Consider the following 18790-nt stretch of genomic DNA (forward strand, 5'->3'; position numbering starts at 1 on the left):
CATTACTGTCCGGTAAAAATCAGTTTTAGTAAAAATAGCCGATTTTGAGCGAATGGGCTTATGTTTTTTCTTTTAGTTCAAACCTAAGCCCCTACCCATCAAAGATAGTTGGTTGTACAACAGGTTTTTCCTGATATTTCTTGCGCCATTCCTTTTCCGATCTTCCGATCAGCTCGGTGAGCTTATGGTAGCTAAACAGGTGCTGGCGGGCAAAACTCACCAGGTTTGAAAAGGATATTTTCTCCTTTATGCCTTTTTTAATGACAGTAAAGAGCAGATTGGCGATCAGGGTACACCATATCTGTATTTTAATGGCATTTTCATTGTCGCCTAAAAAGTATTTCAGCGGAAAGTTCTGTTTCAGTTGTTTAAAAAGCAGTTCTATTTGCCAGCGTAGCTTATAAAGTTGCCCTATTTCTTCTACTGTCATATCAAAGATATTGGTCAGGAACTGGAATAGCCTTTTCTTCTCATCGTCATAATAAACAACCCTTCTCAGGAACAGAAGCTGTTCTTTTTGGTCTTCACCTTTGTAGCTGATCTGTATTTTTTCATCTTTAAGGTAGCCAGCTGGGATGTTGTCGGGTATTTCTGCTTCTTCCAGCCCATCGTAAACAGCATTATCCTTCAGTCTGGTCACAAAGTGTACCTGTTCACCTGTCCATTTGGCGTATTGCTTATAATCAACGTAGGCGCGGTCAAAAACAGCGATCTGATGGGGCTTTAAGTCCAGTTTGGAAAGAAAGGTATGGTCATGTGTGGCCGCATCTGTAAAATGGATCAGTTGTGGCACCTGTTCATAGGCGTTTAACATCGTGTGTACCTTAATGCCGCCTTTGCTTTTGCCATCAATTGGTTTGCGCCCTACGCACTTCATAATGGCCTTAAAAAGGCTTATGGTAGTGCTGTCGATCAGATATATCCGTTTGAGCAATTGTTTGTCCAGTTGGCTGTCCGATAAAACCTCTTTATAACGCTTGTAGAGTTTATCGTACACTGCCCCAAAGAATTCTTCGCTACGGTTGGCATTGGCATCACTCAACGTACTGCGGGGTGGGGTATAGTTTATCCCTAAATGGATAAGCTTATCGCCATACGCCGCTATACCATGGGTTACCTCCCGCAAAGACGTGCAGTTGTTCATGATGCAATAAAGCATACACATTAAATGCTCCCATGATTTGCAGCGTTTGCAATAGTAATCGGCTTGCTTTTGTGTAACCAGTGTCTCAAAAGACGACCGGCTGATCATCCCTGTTAATTGTGCGAATACCGGCTGTCCGGAAAATGTTGTACCTTTAAGCATACTTTTTGAGTGTGGTAACTTAAAGGTAGAAAAAACGGGCGGGCTCTGGCCCTCCCGTTAATTTTTTGGTTTGTTAACCGGACAACAATGATATAAAATATTGAATGGAGAAATTTCGGGCACTAAATTACACTTAAATGAACATCATTGGGGCGACAGGAAAATCCCATTACGCAATTTAATTGTTTTAATAAATCATAAGCCAATTGAAGAGTTTCAATATGTAAAAATCTTGACTTTAAATGACCTGCTTAATTATGTGAGTTATTTTAAGCCCTGTTTTACAACGAAAGAGACGCAAAAAATAGCTAATCATTTACTGAATTTCATAAGAAGATAAAAGAATACCCCCTACGCTCTTTTTTTATTAGCAAGTGATTAAATTTTGTCTAGCTCATCATTTTTTGCGTATTTAAAATCTTAAATTTTAATACTATTTAACGCCCCTCATTTTGCTTATCCATAATGACACCGCCCAAATACAGGTGACAGCAAATACCATAAATACGGGAACATAGTATTGACGAAAGAAGGAATGGAAGTATCCTCCCACCAAAACATACGCAGAAGCAACACAAAGTTTTAGCACGATAAATTCGGTGTTCGACCAGCTGGTTTTAGTTTTAAAAAAGTTCATATAACCATTTTTTATAAAAATCGCTAAAGATAAGCAATTGTATATTGACAGTCATCACATTATTAGTTGACTATTGGCCATTGAATCAAACCGGTAAGTGTACCCCAATAAATGGTCTGATGCCGGTGCATCGGCAAAATCTTTTTATCATTGTATTTGTTATTTAAGAACCATCCACACCCGCTATGATGAAACGATTGATATTGACCTTCATTTTTTGTGTTATTACTGTTTTGGGACATGCTCAAACCAAAATAGACCCTAAAACCATCGCCGCCAAAATGCAATGGTTCCAGGATGCTAAACTGGGGATATTTATACACGCGGGTATTTATTCGGTGAACGGCATTGATGAATCATGGAGTTTTCATAACAAAAAAATCAGTTATGCCGATTATATGAAACAGCTGAACGGGTTTACCCTAAAGCATTATGACCCCACTTTTTGGGCCGAACTGATTAAAGAAAGCGGTGCAAGATATGCCGTTATTACTACTAAACACCACGACGGTGTGGCGATGTACGATACCAAAAAAGACAACCTGAGCATCGTAAAAGCAACGCCTGCTAAAATGGATATGATAAAACCCCTTTTTGATGAACTGCGCAAGCGGGATATTAAATGCGGGGCTTATTTTTCGTTGATTGACTGGTCGCATCCGGATTACCCCGGTTTTTTGAAAGATAGTTCGCGCTATAATGTTAAAGATGATGATGCGCGCTGGAACAGATTCAGGGACTTTTTTCAGGGACAAATCAAAGAAATTGGTGAGAAATTCAATCCTGACCTGTGGTGGTTTGATGGGGATTGGGAGCACAGTGCTGAAGAATGGGAATCGGAAAAGGTGAGGCGTATTATTTTGACAAAAAATCCCGCTGCTATTATTAACGGCCGCCTGCAAGGTTACGGCGATTATACCACCCCAGAGCAAAATTTCCCGGTGAGCCGCCCACCCTATAATTGGTGGGAACTGTGTATGACCACTAATGACAACTGGGGCTACCAGCAGCACGATCAAAACTGGAAGACGCCTTATGAAATCATTTCGATTTTTGTTGATGCCGTGGCCAACGGCGGAAATTTACTGCTTGACATCGGACCAAAAGAAGATGGTACCATACCACCTGAAGAAATCAATATATTGAAGGAACTGGGCGCCTGGAACAAAAAGAACGGAGAAGCAATATTTAACACCGTGGCCGGCATCCCGCAAGGTCATTTTTATGGGCCTACTACCCTATCGAAAGATTCGACGACGTTGTATTTGTTTGTGCACGGGAAAACAAGCGGGCAACTTATGTTGAAAGGATTGGATAATAAGATAAAGGACATTTCGGTAGTGGGTACCGGCACTAAACTGAACCATAAAGTTGTGGGAAAAATATCATGGAGCCCTGTTCCCGGTCTGGTTTATATCAATTTGCCCGAAGGTGTGCAGGATAAATATATCACTGTGTTGAAATTAAAACTTGACAAACCGATAAAACTTTACCGGGGGCAAGGCGGGTTATAGAATAGCTTGGGGCAAAATAATTTAAAAAGGATTGCACCGATAGGGATTTATTTGGCGCAACACATTAATTTAGCATGTAACTAAATGCAATGAAAGCACAGTTTAAATCCATTTTGATGGTGTTCTGTTTAATGAGTACTGCCTTATTTGTTTATCCCCAGCAAATTGTAAAATTGACCCCTTCGCCGGAATGGTCAAAGGCATACCCTCCTTTCCGCATAGTAGGGAACTTGTATTATGTGGGCACTTACGAGCTGACCAGTTACCTTATTGTTACGCCAAAAGGGAACATTTTGATTAATACAGGGCTGCCCGGTTCAGAAAATATGATACGGTCGCAAGTGGAGAAACTGGGTTTCAAGTTTTCGGATATCAAATTATTACTGACCAACCAGGTACATTCGGACCATGTGGGCGCTATGGCTGCTATCAAAAAAATGACGGGTGCAAAAATCATGGTGAATGAGCAGGACGCGCAGGAGTTGGCCGATGGCGGCCAATCGGACTATGTGCTGACGGACAAAAGTTTTTTTTACCCTCCGGTTAAAGCGGATGTATTATTGCACGAACACGATACCATAAAGTTCGGTCGCACACAGATAGTTGCGCTGCACCACCCGGGCCATACCCGAGGCGCCACCAGTTTTTTGTTTGATGTGCAAGACGGGCACCGCAGTTACCGCGTACTAATAGCCAATATGCCCAGCATTGTGGGCGATACCAAGCTATCGGGCATGCCAACCTATCCTAATGTAGGCAAAGACTTTGCTTATACCTTAAAGGCGATGAAAAACATCAAATTCGATATTTGGCTGGCAGCACATGCCAGTCAGTTTGACCTGCATAAAAAGCATAAACCGGGCGACCCCTACAACCCCGATGCGTTTAGGAACCAAAAGGGTTATGACGCCGCTTTAAGGAATCTGAATAATGCTTATTTGAAGAATTTGAGCCAATAAAGGCTGAGTTCTTGTCAATAACACTGAGCTTAATTGCTTAGTTTTGGATATTGAAAATAAATAAAATTTAAACAATCTAAATCATGAAAACTACTGCTTTAATAACAGGAGCCTCCGGCGGCATTGGGATGGAATTGGCAAGAGTACATGCCAAAAAAGGTGGAGATTTAGTTTTAGTTGCAAGAAACAAGGGAAAGCTTGACGAGATAAAAAAGGAATTGGAAAGCTTATACAACGTTAGCGTACACACTATAGGCAAAGATCTTTCACTCGAAAATTCAGTCAAAGAAGTGCATTTAGAAACTACACAAGCCAATATTCAAATTGATTACCTGATTAATAATGCTGGTTTTGGGGATTTTGGCATGTTTTGGGAAACGGACGGGAACAAAGAGCTGGAGATGATTAATTTGAATATCACTGCCCTAACACTACTCACCAAACTGTATCTAAAGGAAATGGTTACGCGTGGAAGTGGTAAAATAATGAATGTGGCATCCACGGCCGCTTTTCAGCCAGGACCTACCATGGCGGTTTATTGTGCCACAAAAGCTTATGTGCTGAGTTTTTCGGAGGCAATCAGCAATGAAGTGAGCGATAAAGGGGTTACGGTAACTGCCCTTTGTCCGGGCGCTACAGAAAGTGGTTTTCAAATGGCAGCCGGTATGGAAAACAACGAACTTTTTAAAGGCAAAAAATTACCAACCTCAAAAGAAGTTGCCGAATATGGTTATGCGGCGATGCTAAAAGGCAAAACCGTTGCCATTCATGGGTTCATAAACTATATGATGGCTACCTCAGTCGGGTTTTTACCACGGGCACTTGTTTTAAAAGTTTCGCGCATGGTTTTAGGAAAAGTAAAACAATAAAAATGATATGCTATTTGTTTCGATAACCCGACTACGTGTAAAAACGATATTTTATTTATTTGCTTTTATGAAGGCCAATGAGGCTTCCGTGAAGACGCTTGTAAATTCGGAAGGCTTGATAAAAGGCAAGGAACTGGTGGACAAGAACCTGACTTTTTGGACCATTACCTTATGGGACAGCGAAGAAGCCATGAAAGGATTTAGAAACTCGGTTGCGCACAGAAATGCCATGCAGCAATTGCCTACCTGGTGCAGTGAGGCATCATACCATCATTGGATACAGGAAGAAAATGTATTGCCGGATTGGCCAACAGCTTCGGATAGGTTATTTAATGAGGGTAGATTATCTAAAGTCAGAAACCCTTCAAAGGCGCAAACAACAAACAAATTTCCTGCTATAAAATGGACGAAGATGGAGCGGGTGTTGAAATAACATCCGTTCTTCTATCCATTAGCGTGCTCAATGCCATCGTGCTGCGCACTAAAAAAAGTTCACCATTACCAGCTGTTTTAAACAAAAAAGCAGGGTTCCCTTTCGGAAGCCCTGCAATGATATGGTTTGGGTTTACTGTTTTGCGGGAGCCGGGGTGGTTACTGCGGTTCCGTTTATCACCACGTTTTCGAGGATGGCGGTTTTGAACTTGCTCACGTCGTAATCGGCATTTTTGAGGGTTACGTTTATGTTTTTGAGCGTAATGTCTTCGAAGGTGGTGCCGTTATTACCTGCTACTTTGCCTATAGAGCCGCCCGTGCCTTTGATGTTTGACAGTTTGATGTTACGCACCAGCGATGTTGGCGGTGCCTGACCTTTCAGGTCGAAATACTGGGTCCAGGGGGCAATGCTGAGGATGACTACGTTGGGGCCAGCGATGGTGATATCATCCAGGCTGATGTTTTCGTATTGTTGCGGGGTATCGGGGCGCAGTTTGAGGCGCAACACAGTGGGGCCGGTGGTGGTACAACGCCTGATGTCCACATCGCGCACCAGTGTGGCTTCGCTGCCGCAGGTCATGATGCCGCCGCCTTGTTCAAAGGTACAGTCGTAAATATGGATACGCTCATCGGGCGGGCTGTCTTTGTCTTGCATTGCAAAGGGGCCTTTTGAGCCTTTAAGGGCAATATCATCATCCCCTACCGAAAATGAACAAAAGCTGATTGTTATATCCTGTGAGCTATCGACGTCGATACCGTCGGAACTTGGTGCATGGTTGTCCGGTACCTTGCCGCTTGGTGCTTCAAAGCGGCAATGGTCAACAGTTACTTGCTGGTCGCGGTACAAGTGCAGGTTCCAGAAGCCGGAGTTATGAAAAGTGATGCCTTGTATCACCACATCTTTTGAGTTTTGGATAAAGGTCAACTGCGGACGCTCAACACTGAGGTTGGTGGTGTTACGGTCGGCACTGCGGCGGCTGTAGAATAGTTTCCAAAAGGGTTCGCCGTTACCGTCGAGCATGCCCTTGCCGGTGATGTGCAAGTGGTCCACCTTGTCGGCATTGATGAGCGCGCAACGCCATGGCTCTGTATGGCCTTCTATGCGGCGCGGACCTTTTGGGTAATCCTCGATATTTTGTGAGCCGCGGAGTACGCCGCCTTCCTGAATATCGAGGTTAACACCGGGTTTCATAAAGATTGCGCCGCTTAAAAAAGCGCCTTTAGGTATCACTACTGTGCCTCCGCCTTTTTTAGCGCATTCGTCGATAGTAGCCTGTATAGCTTTGGTGTTTAAGGTGGTGCCATCGCCAACTGCACCGTGGTCGGTAATTTTGTAGAGTTTGGGGGCAGTGCCTGCTGCCAATGCCGTTGTTGCCAGCATCGTGGAAAACAACAGGACTACGAGGGTTATTTTGGTCTTCATTTATTGGTTAATTGGGTAGGCAATGATACTAAATTTAAGTAAAACGGTACAATTAATTCGCGCCAAGCGATGCTTCATAGTTTGGTATCGGGTTGCCAGATGTTGTGGTTGTTGGCGGGTTCATTTTAAGGCCGGTTATTTTTAGCACATAGGCGTAATCGCATGGGGCGGTTGCAGGTAGCGTAACCTTTAAACCGCTGGCATCCTGCCCGAAGGCCAAGGATCCTGCCGAGCCCAGCATGGTTACCGAACTAATTTTACCCGCCGGAGCTTTGCCATCGGCCAATGAAGCGATGGTTATTATGCCTCCCTGCCATTTACCAACAATGATGGCGTATAACGCATCGCCATTTACAGTAAAGCGTATGCGTGGGCCATTGTCTTCGCCGAATTTAATCCAGTTGTGGGTATCATAAATAGCCTCACCGTTGATGCCAAGCCATTTGCCGACACCCAATAAAGTTTCCTGTTGGGCCTGCGGGATGGTGCCATCGGCCATAGGTGACAGGTTGAGCATCATGGTGCCGTTTTTGCTCACAATATCGACCAGGTTACCGATGACCGCACCGGGGCCTGCTACATGCATACCGGTTGTATAACCCCAACTGGAGCCTATCTTAGTATCAACATCCCAGGTACCTGTGCGGATTCCGGGAGGAACTTTACCTTCAAAATCGAGGATGGACCCTATGGTAGCGACGTTGGTACCAGATGGCGCGTACGCGGCTTTTTTGGTATTCAGAGATACTTCTTTACCCCATTTTTTTGCACTGTTGTAGTAGTATGCGGCTACCATTAGTTTCAAGGGGTCGAGGTAGCGCTGATCCACACCGTTATCGAACCAGAGCATATCGGGTTTGTAATTGTCTATCAGTTCGACATTCCGTTCGAACCAATTAACGAGGAACTTGCGGCATGCTTCGTCGCTGCGGTCGGCTACGTTGTAAAAGGCTGTCCATTTGGGGTCGAAGAGGTCGGCTTGTTCGGCTTTCATCTTGTCGAGCATGGCCTGCGGCGGGTTGATGAACTGGAAGTTTTCGATCTGGTGGTTGGTAAAGCCAAATTTGAGGCCTTGTTTACGAACGGCAGTACAGAGCTCGCCAATCAGGTCGCGGTGAGGGCCCATTTGTTTGGCGTTGTATGGGTTCACCTTGCTGTCCCATAAGGAAAAGCCATCATGGTGCTGGCAGGTGGGCATCACAAATTTAGCGCCCGACTTTTTGAAAAGTTCGGCCCAGGCGTTCGGGTCGAATTTCTCTTGCGTAAACATGGGGATAAAATCCTTGTAGCCAAATTTATCCTGCTCGCCAAAGTGCTGCACGTGCCATTCCATGATGCCTTTGGTGCCGTACATGTGTTTTTCGTACCACTCGTTATGGTAAGCCGGAACAGAATACAGGCCCCAGTGCATGCAAAGGCCAAATTTGGCGCCTGCGTACCATTCGGGCACTTTATAGTTCGCGGCAAGCGATTCCCAGGTAGGTTTGAAAGGCCCCGAAGGCATTTTAGTTGGTATGGATTTTACTGCGGCCTCAACCACTTCGAGGCGGGTTTCGGGTGCCATATCAAAGTCATGGGCGTTACCCTCCTCACCTATCAGTTTATTAAAGGTTTTTGGAGTGTCAATTTTTGCTGTTTGTGCGTTTACAGAGCTCGAAGCGAGGAATATTGCCGCGGTAAAAAGCAGGTATGGGAGTGTTTTGGTATTCATCATAATTGGTTTGCAGGAATTAAAAAAGGTAATGCGATGGTAAAATTATAGTTAGTGGCAATAGTTGGCATCCTGTGCTATCCTGTGAAATTAACGATGTAACCTGAATATTACCGGCAATGGTTATACTAAACGTTAGGTCGTTGTTTATATGCAAAACAAATGCTTTATCTAAAGGTTAGTTGGTTAGTACATTTTTGTAAATCAAGACTATAAATTTATGAAACGTAATGTAAACAGTTTAATTGGCTTTAGTGTTGCCGCAACTGATGGCGAGATTGGTGAAGTTGAAGACTTTCATTTTGACGACGAGACCTGGACGATACGTTACCTGATTGTTAAAACGGGGAGCTGGCTATCGGAGCGAAAGGTGCTTATTTCGCGTGAAGCTTTGCTAAAAGATTCGTTTGCCGCCAGCATATTCCATGTAAATATGACGATGGAACAGGTGCAAAACAGTCCGGATATTGATACGGACAAACCTGTTTCGCGCCAGCAGGAGGCTAAGCTAAATTCGCACCATTTTTGGGGTATTTATTGGGAAGGTGGTAATTACGCCGGAGGTATGGGTGTTGGCAACCCACCGCATGTTACTCCAAAAGAGAGCGACAAAACGGGTGAAGATTTCCATTTACGCAGCGCAAAAGAGGTAAGTGGTTACCGTATACATGCCCTTGATGGTGAGATTGGCCACGTTAACAATTTTATTGTTGATGATGAGAACTGGCAACTATTAAATTTTGTTGTAGATACGCATAACATCATTGGTGGCAAAAAAGTACTGATTTCGGTAAAGGATGTAAGGTTTATATCATTTACCAATTGGGAGGTTTTTGTGAACCTGCCGATAGCCGATGTTGAGGGCTGCGAGTTATTTGAAGAAAGTAAATATGAATAATTTTAACAACAAAAGCCATGTATAATTATACCCGGCTTTTGTTAGAAAGGTATCCAAATAAAGGGTTACATCTTCACCTTTTTATCCCCGGCATCCACAGCTTTTATAAATTTGGTAAGGCCAGCCATATAGGTTTCCTGATCGTCGTACAGGCTCATATGGCTGCCTTTGGGGCAATACAGGTAGCTCCCGTTTTGAACCTGTTTCGACATCCATTCCATGTGTTTGGGGTCCATTGTGTCGTATTTGCCGCCGATGGTTAATGTGGGTACATATAGTTTGGGCAGGTCGGCTTTGCGGTCCCACAGGAGCAATTTGCCCGAAATGCCAAACTCGCTTGGGCCCTGCATGGTTACATACAACGATTTGTTGAGCTTGCCCAGAGAACGGTTTACCGGCTCGGGCCATTTATCGGGCGGGAAACGGCAGATATGTTGGGCATAAAAATTGGGCATAAGCAACTGCATGTATTCGGGGTTGTCAAAATCTTTTTTTGCTTCGATGGCGCGCAGGCGGGCCAATACTTTGGGGTCCATGGTTTTTGACAGCACCTCAGCGGCATATTTGCCATAGTCGGGGCAACTCGACATCATGTTCGATATAATCAGCCCTTTCAGGTTTTTCTGGTATTTCAATGCGTACTCCATGGCTAAGATACCACCCCATGAGTGGCCCAACAAGTAAAAGTTGGTACTGTCCAATTTGAGCGCCGTACGTACCTGTTCCACCTCTTCCACGTAACGCGGCAGGCTCCACATCGAGGTATCTTTAGGGTCGTCGGAGTTACCGCAGCCTAATTGGTCGTAATAAATGAGCTCCACTCCTTCTTTTGGTAAAAAGCTTTCCATGCACTCAAAATATTCGTGCGTAGCGCCGGGTCCGCCGTTGAGCAACAACAATTTGATTTTAGGGTTATCGCCCAGCTTTTTTGTCCAGATGTTGAACTTTCCTTTTGGTGTATTGATGGGGATTATTTGTATACCCCCTGTTTTTACCCCGGCGGTGGTGTCTTTAAAGTATTCGGCCAAGGTGATAGACCCGGTTTGCTGCGTAGCAGGACTTTTACAGGCGCAAACGGCAGTAACGGCCAGCATAAAGATGGCCTTGATAAAAGAATTTGTTTTCATGGTTTTTTAATGAGGCGTTATGGTGCTAATATAATAGTTTATGATGAAAAAGCGGCAATGATCCTATTCCAAAAAAAGGGGAAAAATGAAAGCTTATTGAGACATCAACATATTTTAAATAAAATATGATATTTTAAAATAAACACCTTATCTTGCATTAACATACCTCTATATTACCATGCGATATCCCCGTAGCGCATTGTAAACCAATTTTATATAGCTAATAGTTAAAAAAACTGCTTAGTGTTAAAATTGCCGTTGAACTATTTTTATAATAATTAATTATTAATCTACAATTAATATTACATTAACTATAGAGTATTAAATTAACCAATTATATCAACCACTAATTAACCTTAATCAATTATGAAAAGAACGACAGGAATTATTGCTTTTATGCTTCTCATGGGTTTTGTTTTATGGAAATGCAGCACCCACCGCTCCGCAATCCAAGGAGCTTTACCGCCGGATGTTTGTCCGACGTGCGTGGTCGCGGCCGACACCTTCAAACACTGGTTTGTTGGCGATTCGGTAAAACTTAACGGAACCGTAACGCCCGCCAACAGCGTTGCTTTTCAACACAAAAACAATTGTCAGTTCTACCAATGGTCGGAAAGGATGTTTTTGTGGGCGACCTCGCCGACCAAAAACGGGCCGGTACTTGCGTCGAGCGAGTTTTTTAACGTTACGCCTCCTGATTCGGCCGGTAACCGCATGCTCATCCCTCACGTGGCAGGTTATCCCATCCGAATGACGGGGCATATCGCAAAATTTGGCCCTAACAGGTTACCGATTGTTGTAGACAAAAAAGGAAAGTTCTTTGAAGTGGAAAAACCAACACCAGGTGCCAAAACTGTTGTGAAAGATGCCAGCGGAGCTACCGTTGAGGTTGACCATGTTATAGTTGCCGCGCATAACTTCTCATTCATTGACAAGACCGGAAAAGCCATCGTGCATCCTCAGGCGCTCATCCAGCATAAGCGCAATGCTTCGCATTTCGTTCAAAAGTTTATGGTTGGCAAAAAGGCCGTGTTCCTTGACGGTGCGGGCAATGTTGTCGACTCGGAAGAAGGGCAAGCTACAGGCGACGCCTTGCGGGCACAAAATGGCTCGTTGGTATACTATCTTACCCTGGTTAATGATGTTTATGCCGAATACCTGAACCTGGCAAAAACTTTTGCGCCCGCCATGCGTAAAAGATTCCCAACAACAGCTACCGAACTGCACGCCATAGTTGTGTACGCCAAAGCTCATAACCGACAGTTGCCTGATTCGAATGCGCTGGCAATGGAGATAAAATCGTCATGGGTAGAAGCCAGTTCGCTTGGTGCGGATTCAAGCAATTATGTGCTGATGACGGCTACCATCCCTACTTATGATACCACGAAAAACACTATCTGGTTGCCAAAAAGCGAAAAGACGGTTAGAATGGCCTTGGTGGGCATGCATATTGCCGGTAGCGTTGCAGGCCACCCTGAGATGGTTTGGTCGACATTTGAGCACAAAATGAATACCCCGAACGCGCCATTTTCTTATTTAAATTCCAAAAAAGATACCGTAAATGTACCACAAGACGGTGGCACGGGTTGGTTGTTTACCGCCAACGCAGCCGATACAGCATTCAACGTATCGCATATTACAACTAACGACCCAAGCGTACAAAACGGACCAAACACAGATACCCTTTTTGCCCAACCAAATTTTACCATTAGTGCCAGCAATACACTACGGACTATGCCCTGGGGCAGTCCGAGCCCGGCAAAGGCTTATAGCAACCCGCAGGATACCACATCGGTTGCTTCGAACACGGAGATACTATCAATCAATACGTCCATAACCGGAATGCTCGCGCCCGGCGATATCAGGGCCAACTACCTTTTGATAGGCGCCACCTGGACGCCTAACGGCTCTGCGCCAAGCGGCAACAGCTATAGCGGTGTTGATACTGCCGGGGTATCGATAGGCACAAGCGTGTTGGCCAACAGCACGATGGAAACCTACTTCCAATCGCCATCACAATCGTGCTTCACCTGCCATAGCAATAATCCGGGCACACCAACATTAAGCCCCGATACGATAAGCCACGTCTTCACAAATATCCAAATCTTTCCACCTGTTTTTACAGGAGTTGCAGGAAAGGGTAAAAAAAAGTGACATATAATTAACTGACCTAAAGCCTTGTATGAAAATACAGGGCTTTTTTTTGGCTTTCTGCACAGGACTATGCATAGTCTGCATTTGAAGATACGGGAAAGATTTGCTATATTGTATACTTTAAAAAAGTGTTTACACGTGTTGCAAAGTATTAAAAAGAAATAAAATATACCCATATTTACCCATAATGATGGAGGACGGAAAATGGAAGCTGTAAAATGTAATTGAAAAAATAAGAGGTATAAAACACCCATCAATACCCTTATACTAAATTCGAAATTGAACATTCGAAATCCGAAATTAAAACAACACCCATAAATACCCATATAGTACATTGAGAACCGACAATAGAATTAAACGAGTACAATAACCAATGAAAGAACCAAACGCATTGAACAAAGTAGCTGAGTTTCACAGCACATTTAAACACCCTATAGTTGCCGCGCCGGCCATTCCAACACCACAACGGTGCGAGTTGAGGGTATCGCTATTGGCCGAAGAGTTGGACGAACTAAAGCAAGCCATTAAAGACAATGATATGGTTGAGATAGCTGATGCCCTGTGCGACCTGCAATATGTGTTGGCGGGTGCCATATTGGAATTTGGCTTGGGCGAAAAGTTCGGCGACCTGTTTGGCGAGGTACACCGGTCGAACATGAGCAAGGCTTGTAAAACAGTTGAAGAAGCTGAAGCGACCATCGCACATTATAAAAGCAGCAGTAATGTTGATTGCCATTATAAAGAGATTGACGGGCTATATTTAGTATATCGCGATGCGGACAACAAGACCTTAAAGTCAGTCAATTATTCGGCGGCTAAATTGGGTGGGATACTATAAGCTTCGCTTAATGTAAGATGGAATAGGTAAGACGGAAGATGTAATTTAAAAACACCCATTTTTACCCCCCCCCCATTGTTTTTTGAATGTAGAAGTAATATGTATAAAACGTTATAATTCATAAGATTATGAATACGCCAAAAATAATTGGTCTGCTTGTGATTGCTTTGCTGCCGTGGTTCATCCGCACCTATGCGCAAAGTACTTACCCCGCTCCTGTGGAGCATGATTACATGGCTAAAAATTTCGTGTTTGAAGATGGCGAAAAACTGGATGAACTGCGCTTGCATTGTTACACAATTGGCACCCCACATAAAGACAAAGATGGACAGGTTACAAACGCTGTGTTGATTATGCACGGGACCGGAGGTTCGAGCAAAAGCCTGTTGACCGAGCGCTTTGCCGGGCATTTATTGGGACCGGGGCAATTGCTCGATGCTGCCAAATATTTTGTGATATTTACAGACGATATCGGGCATGGCAAGTCGGGCAAGCCGAGTGATGGACTACACATGAAGTTTCCGAAATATACGTATAACGATATGGTGAAAGCCGAATATCTGTTAGTAACACAGCACTTAGGCATCAATCATTTGCGGTTGGTGATGGGTACTTCGATGGGCGCCATGCATACCTGGGTTTGGGGTTACACCTATCCCGACTTTATGGACGCGCTGATGCCTTTGGCAAGTTTGCCCGTGGAGATAGGCGGACGCAACCGGATGATGCGCAAAATGGCAATAGACCTGATAGAGATGGACCCTGCATGGATGGGCGGCGAATATAAAGCCCAACCTAAGGTGGGCTTGACGGGCGCCATATCGTCGCTTATTTTTATGGGGAGCAGTCCGCTGCAATTGCAACGTTCATCGCCCACCAGGGAGCAGGCAGAAGCAACATTGGCAAAAACCGAACAACAATATCTGAATACAACCGATGCAAACGACCTGATTTACGCTTTTGATGCCTCGCGAAATTATAACCCCGAGCCTTACCTCTCAAAAATAACGGCCCCATTGTTTGCTGTTAACTCGGCAGACGACGAAGTGAACCCACCCGAGCTGGGCATTATGGAAAAAGAGATAAAAAAGGTTGTAAAAGGGCGCTATATTTTATTGCCGATTACGGACCAGACCTCGGGACATGGAACACACTCTAACCCAACGGTATGGGGCAATTATTTGAAAGAATTGCTGGATATTTCGGAGAAAAAGTAATAAAATAACGAATCGGTATTGTTAAAGTTGAGTGCTCAAAAATCAACCTAAATGAAAAGAACATTAACATTTATTATCGCGTTATTACTACTATCAAGGATATGCGAGGCACAAACAGACCGATCTACGTCGGCTTTTGGAACAGTTGATACTGCAGACTTGCAATTAAGTGGATGTAGCTTTGAAAAGGATGCCAAAGCCATGATACTTTTTGACAAGGCTGATGTGTATGCCTGTGCAGATTCGGTTGTAATGATGAGACACAAAAGGATCAAGCTATTTAAAGATTATGATAAGGATATTACGGCTATAACACTCACCTATCATTCTTATCACAATTTCGAAACTGTTTCATCTATTGAAGCCCAAACCATCAGCATTGAAAACAACAAAATTACAATTGTTAAACTTGACCCCAAGCTTATTTACACCGAGGTAATAGATAAAAGCGAAAAGAAAATGGTGTTTGTTTTTCCGGAAGTGAAACCGGGTTGCATCATTGAATATCGATACAAGTGGAAAACAATCTCGCCCGCAAATTTCCCAACATGGTTTTTCCAAAATACTATCCCGACACGATATAGCGAGTTGGATGCGACGATGTCGGCCCAGGTTGATTACAAAACATTAAACAAGGGCACACAGCCACTGGTTTTAGATACGAATGAGGTGGTATCGCTGAAAAGAAAAGAGGGTAAAGCGGGGCGCAAATATTACTGGGCAAAAAGCAATCTGCATTCACTTGTAATGGAACCGTTTATTACGCCCGGTAAAATGAACTTTCAATATATGTTCTTTCAGTTGCACTCGTTAAGTATGGAAGGGACAACGCAACAGGCTCCATTTGATAGTTGGCAAAAAATTGCCGGAGGTATGGTGAGAGACGAAGATTTTGGCTTGCAATTGAATAAAGAGCTAAGTAAAGAAGACACCATTATAAAACTTGCACAACAGTTTAACACAAATGATGAAAAAATAGCTTACCTGTTTACGACGGTAAAAAGAAACATGAAATGGAATAACGTTGACAGGTGGTATACAGACGATGGTGTTAAAAAAGCCTGGAGCAAAAAAACCGGTAACTCGACGGAAATTAACCTGATACTGTATAACCTGTTGACGCGTTCGGGAGTTAAGGCCTACCCGATGGCGGTTTGCACCCGCGATAACGGTACTATAAACCCTTCTTATGCCAGCTTTTCGTTGATCAATAAAGTAGTAATTTATGTACCTGCCGACAGTAATAAAATATACGTGCTTGATGCTTCGGACAAATACAATGTGTATAAAAACGTACCTGCCGAATTGCTGAATACTTATGGGATGGTAATTTACCCTATGGGTGGATGGGTAACTTCCAACATGGTATTCTTAAAAAGCGATGCTCCGGCTCAGCAGGTTATTTCTATAAACGCTCAAATTAAACCAGACAGCAAAATAACCGGAACCGCAGAAACGAATTATTATAGTTATAACCGGGCAAACTATCAACTACTATACGATAAGCTTGGCGAAAGCAAGTATATCGACATGTTACGCGGCGATGATAATAAGCTTAAGATTTCGGACCTGAGTTTTGAAAACTCGACTATTGATACCTTGCCTTTGGTACAAAAATTAAATTTTGACTTGCAGCTTTCCGCGTCTGACGATAATTACATTTATTTTGATCCAAACCTATTTTCTTCGCTTAAAACAAATCCTTTTTTAAGCGAGCAACGTTTCTCGGATATTGACCTTGGCACCTGCAACGCTTTATATGTTACCGGATATTACAAACTGCCCCAGGGTTATAAAGTGGATGTGTTGCCTAAAAATACCTTATTGCATATGGATGATAACAGTATTAGAGTTAAGCGACTTGTTGGAGTTGATAGCGATACTGTGGAGATAAATTACACCATCGTTTTTAAAAGGTCATTATTCAGTGTTAACGAATATGCCAGTTTGCGCGATTTTTATAAAAAGATGTATGAGCTTTTGAACGAGCCAGTTGTGTTAAAAAAAGGGCTGTAATGCTGAGTTTTTTTCACAATTACTGAAAACATTTATAGTAGTAACCCGATCTTTTAATTTACTTTGCGTCGTAAATTTTCTAAATTGTAATTATGACTTATTGCTTAGGCATTAAAGTAAATAAGGGCCTTGTGGCCCTTGCTGATACACGCATTACATCGGGCAACGATGTAACGACCAAGAAAAAGATATATACTTTTCAAAAAGACAATTGCTCCATTTTTATCATGACCAGCGGCTTGCGGTCGGTACGGGATAAGGCCATTACCTATTTTAATGAGGTTTTGGAAAATGGGGTAGATAATTTCAGCAAGATGTATGAGGCCGTAAACGCTTTTGGGGAACAGGTGAAACGGGCTGCTGAAGAAGACAAAGAATCGTTGGAGAAAGCGGGTTTTAAATTTAACCTGAACACCATTATAGGCGGGCAACTGGCGGACGATGATGAGCACAAGCTTTTTCTGCTGTACCCGGAAGGCAATTGGGTGGAGTTGGGCGAAGGTGCACCATTTGTTATCATCGGCAACGAAAAGCAAGGCAAGGCGATATTGAACCGGGTGCTTAAACCGGAGACCAGCTTAAAACTGGCACTCAAAGCGGCGTTTGTGTCTTTTGATTCGACGCGGATAAGCGCGGCCGATGTTGACTTCCCGATAGATGTGGCGCTGTACAAGAGCAATAGCTTTGACCTTGTGGAATACCATTACGAAGAGGATGACCTAAACGCGGTATCGACCCAGTGGGACCTGCAATTAAAAAAGGCCCTCAAAAATATTTCAAACCATTGGATGGACTCTGCGTTTATCAAACTTGACAAGACACTTAAAAAACACAAAAAAGCATGAAGTTTAACGTTGCGGCAAATCTTACCTACGAAATACAAGCCCCAACTACGTTGATATTAAATATACATGCCGCGCGGTCGACACACCAGGCGGTTTTGCAGGAGACCTTTAACGTTGAACCTTATTTTAAGACGGAAGAACTGCTTAATGCCCAAAACCAAAACCGCTATATCCGTTTTGAGGTTACAGAGCCGCAAACAGTTAGCATCAGTTACAAGGCACTTATCGATACTTCGTTTAAGAAGACGAATATTGATATACTGACCGATGTGCCGGTAATGGAACTTGACCCTACCATACTTCCCTTTTTAGCGCCTAGCCGATATTGCCAATCGGACAAGTTATACCGTTTTGCAAACTCAAAATTCGGGAAAATAAGCAACGCCTTTGAAAAAGTGCTGGCCCTGACCAATTGGATTTACGAAAATGTGGAGTACCTGAGCGGCTCAACTAATTCGGAGACTTCGGCATTTGACACAGTTACCGAGCAGGCCGGTGTTTGCCGCGATTTTGCCCATTTGGGCATCGCCCTGTGCCGCACTTTATCCATCCCGGCAAGGTATTTTACAGGTTACAGCTATTTACTTAGTCCGCCCGATTTCCATGCCTGTTTTGAGGCTTATTTGGGCAAGGAGTGGGTGTTGTTTGATGCCACCAAATTGGTACCCCTAAACGGAATGGTAAAAATAGCCACAGGGCGTGATGCAGCGGACACGGCCATTGGGACTACTTTTGGCCAGGTGCTATGTACACGTATTACCACCAGTTGCGAATTGGCAGCCGATAAATTCAGGCCATTTTATTATAACAGCAAAAACCCGAGGGGGTTAACGTATTTGTAGCA

Annotated in this window: 15 protein-coding genes; 11 read left to right on the plus strand and 4 right to left on the minus strand. The window is 43.6% G+C overall.

Going from position 1 to position 18790, the window contains the following annotated elements; genetic code table 11:
- Window positions 1–91: 91 nt before the first annotated feature.
- Window positions 92–1306, minus strand: a complete 1215-nt coding sequence (locus QZX97_RS01045) for an IS4 family transposase (RefSeq protein WP_295654655.1) — start codon at window positions 1304–1306, stop codon at window positions 92–94.
- 822 nt (window positions 1307–2128) lie between these two features.
- Between QZX97_RS01045 and QZX97_RS01050 the strand changes: the two genes are divergently transcribed.
- From QZX97_RS01050 to QZX97_RS01065, 4 genes are all read left to right on the plus strand, one after another.
- Window positions 2129–3457 carry an alpha-L-fucosidase gene (locus QZX97_RS01050; RefSeq protein WP_295664025.1) on the plus strand — a complete coding sequence of 443 codons (1329 nt, stop codon included), beginning with the start codon at window positions 2129–2131 and terminating at the stop codon, window positions 3455–3457.
- Between the two features lie 89 nt (window positions 3458–3546).
- Entirely contained in the window at window positions 3547–4416 is an 870-nt protein-coding gene (gene bla, locus QZX97_RS01055) for a subclass B3 metallo-beta-lactamase (RefSeq protein ID WP_295654653.1), read from the plus strand.
- An 83-nt stretch (window positions 4417–4499) separates the two neighbouring features.
- Window positions 4500–5285, plus strand: a complete 786-nt coding sequence (locus QZX97_RS01060) for an SDR family oxidoreductase (protein WP_295664028.1) — start codon at window positions 4500–4502, stop codon at window positions 5283–5285.
- 67 nt (window positions 5286–5352) lie between these two features.
- Window positions 5353–5718 carry a hypothetical protein gene (locus QZX97_RS01065; RefSeq protein WP_295654650.1) on the plus strand — a complete coding sequence of 122 codons (366 nt, stop codon included), beginning with the start codon at window positions 5353–5355 and terminating at the stop codon, window positions 5716–5718.
- 132 nt (window positions 5719–5850) lie between these two features.
- Here the strand turns inward: QZX97_RS01065 and QZX97_RS01070 are convergent, their stop codons facing one another.
- On the minus strand, window positions 5851–7140 hold the full coding sequence (locus QZX97_RS01070; RefSeq protein ID WP_295654648.1) for a glycosyl hydrolase family 28 protein: 1290 nt from the start codon (window positions 7138–7140) through the stop codon (window positions 5851–5853).
- A 52-nt stretch (window positions 7141–7192) separates the two neighbouring features.
- Complete coding sequence (locus QZX97_RS01075) at window positions 7193–8854, minus strand: alpha-L-fucosidase (protein WP_295654646.1); 1662 nt, start codon at window positions 8852–8854, stop codon at window positions 7193–7195.
- Window positions 8855–9071: 217 nt separating this feature from the next.
- Here QZX97_RS01075 and QZX97_RS01080 point away from each other — a divergent pair, with 217 nt between their 5' ends.
- Window positions 9072–9749, plus strand: a complete 678-nt coding sequence (locus tag QZX97_RS01080) for a PRC-barrel domain-containing protein (protein ID WP_295654644.1) — start codon at window positions 9072–9074, stop codon at window positions 9747–9749.
- Window positions 9750–9814: 65 nt separating this feature from the next.
- On the opposite strand, the gene QZX97_RS01085 is transcribed toward QZX97_RS01080, so the two are convergent.
- Window positions 9815–10876 (minus strand): proline iminopeptidase-family hydrolase, encoded by a 1062-nt coding sequence (locus tag QZX97_RS01085; protein WP_295654642.1) that lies wholly within the window; start codon window positions 10874–10876, stop codon window positions 9815–9817.
- Between the two features lie 366 nt (window positions 10877–11242).
- Here QZX97_RS01085 and QZX97_RS01090 point away from each other — a divergent pair, with 366 nt between their 5' ends.
- The 6 genes from QZX97_RS01090 (at window position 11243) to QZX97_RS01115 (ending at window position 18788) form a co-directional block, all read left to right on the plus strand.
- The gene (locus QZX97_RS01090) at window positions 11243–13030 is read left to right on the plus strand and encodes a hypothetical protein (protein ID WP_295654640.1); all 1788 of its coding nucleotides are present in this window, start codon (window positions 11243–11245) and stop codon (window positions 13028–13030) included.
- A gap of 373 nt (window positions 13031–13403) precedes the next feature.
- Window positions 13404–13868: a nucleoside triphosphate pyrophosphohydrolase family protein gene (locus tag QZX97_RS01095; RefSeq protein ID WP_295654638.1), complete on the plus strand. Its 465-nt coding sequence runs from the start codon at window positions 13404–13406 to the stop codon at window positions 13866–13868.
- Window positions 13869–13996: 128 nt separating this feature from the next.
- Complete coding sequence (locus tag QZX97_RS01100) at window positions 13997–15085, plus strand: alpha/beta fold hydrolase (protein ID WP_295654636.1); 1089 nt, start codon at window positions 13997–13999, stop codon at window positions 15083–15085.
- Window positions 15086–15136: 51 nt separating this feature from the next.
- Window positions 15137–17101, plus strand: coding sequence for a DUF3857 domain-containing protein (locus tag QZX97_RS01105; RefSeq protein ID WP_295654634.1), 1965 nt, complete (start codon window positions 15137–15139; stop codon window positions 17099–17101).
- A 92-nt stretch (window positions 17102–17193) separates the two neighbouring features.
- Window positions 17194–17946 (plus strand): peptidase, encoded by a 753-nt coding sequence (locus tag QZX97_RS01110; RefSeq protein WP_295654632.1) that lies wholly within the window; start codon window positions 17194–17196, stop codon window positions 17944–17946.
- Window positions 17943–18788, plus strand: coding sequence for a transglutaminase family protein (locus tag QZX97_RS01115; RefSeq protein ID WP_295654631.1), 846 nt, complete (start codon window positions 17943–17945; stop codon window positions 18786–18788). The genes QZX97_RS01110 and QZX97_RS01115 overlap by 4 nt, the downstream gene beginning before the upstream one ends.
- Window positions 18789–18790: the final 2 nt, after the last annotated feature.

Origin of the sequence: uncultured Mucilaginibacter sp. (assembly GCF_903893715.1) — a bacterium.
Taxonomy (GTDB): domain Bacteria; phylum Bacteroidota; class Bacteroidia; order Sphingobacteriales; family Sphingobacteriaceae; genus Mucilaginibacter.

Excerpts from the sequence above, each read along its gene's own strand:
- QZX97_RS01045 (WP_295654655.1), bottom strand. The coding sequence starts at position 1,306 with ATGCTTAAAGGTACAACATTTTCCGGACAGCCGGTATTCGCACAATTA.
- QZX97_RS01050 (WP_295664025.1), top strand. The coding sequence starts at position 2,129 with ATGATGAAACGATTGATATTGACCTTCATTTTTTGTGTTATTACTGTT.
- bla (WP_295654653.1), top strand. The coding sequence starts at position 3,547 with ATGAAAGCACAGTTTAAATCCATTTTGATGGTGTTCTGTTTAATGAGT.
- QZX97_RS01060 (WP_295664028.1), top strand. The coding sequence starts at position 4,500 with ATGAAAACTACTGCTTTAATAACAGGAGCCTCCGGCGGCATTGGGATG.
- QZX97_RS01065 (WP_295654650.1), top strand. The coding sequence starts at position 5,353 with ATGAAGGCCAATGAGGCTTCCGTGAAGACGCTTGTAAATTCGGAAGGC.
- QZX97_RS01070 (WP_295654648.1), bottom strand. The coding sequence starts at position 7,140 with ATGAAGACCAAAATAACCCTCGTAGTCCTGTTGTTTTCCACGATGCTG.
- QZX97_RS01075 (WP_295654646.1), bottom strand. The coding sequence starts at position 8,854 with ATGATGAATACCAAAACACTCCCATACCTGCTTTTTACCGCGGCAATA.
- QZX97_RS01080 (WP_295654644.1), top strand. The coding sequence starts at position 9,072 with ATGAAACGTAATGTAAACAGTTTAATTGGCTTTAGTGTTGCCGCAACT.
- QZX97_RS01085 (WP_295654642.1), bottom strand. The coding sequence starts at position 10,876 with ATGAAAACAAATTCTTTTATCAAGGCCATCTTTATGCTGGCCGTTACT.
- QZX97_RS01090 (WP_295654640.1), top strand. The coding sequence starts at position 11,243 with ATGAAAAGAACGACAGGAATTATTGCTTTTATGCTTCTCATGGGTTTT.
- QZX97_RS01095 (WP_295654638.1), top strand. The coding sequence starts at position 13,404 with ATGAAAGAACCAAACGCATTGAACAAAGTAGCTGAGTTTCACAGCACA.
- QZX97_RS01100 (WP_295654636.1), top strand. The coding sequence starts at position 13,997 with ATGAATACGCCAAAAATAATTGGTCTGCTTGTGATTGCTTTGCTGCCG.
- QZX97_RS01105 (WP_295654634.1), top strand. The coding sequence starts at position 15,137 with ATGAAAAGAACATTAACATTTATTATCGCGTTATTACTACTATCAAGG.
- QZX97_RS01110 (WP_295654632.1), top strand. The coding sequence starts at position 17,194 with ATGACTTATTGCTTAGGCATTAAAGTAAATAAGGGCCTTGTGGCCCTT.
- QZX97_RS01115 (WP_295654631.1), top strand. The coding sequence starts at position 17,943 with ATGAAGTTTAACGTTGCGGCAAATCTTACCTACGAAATACAAGCCCCA.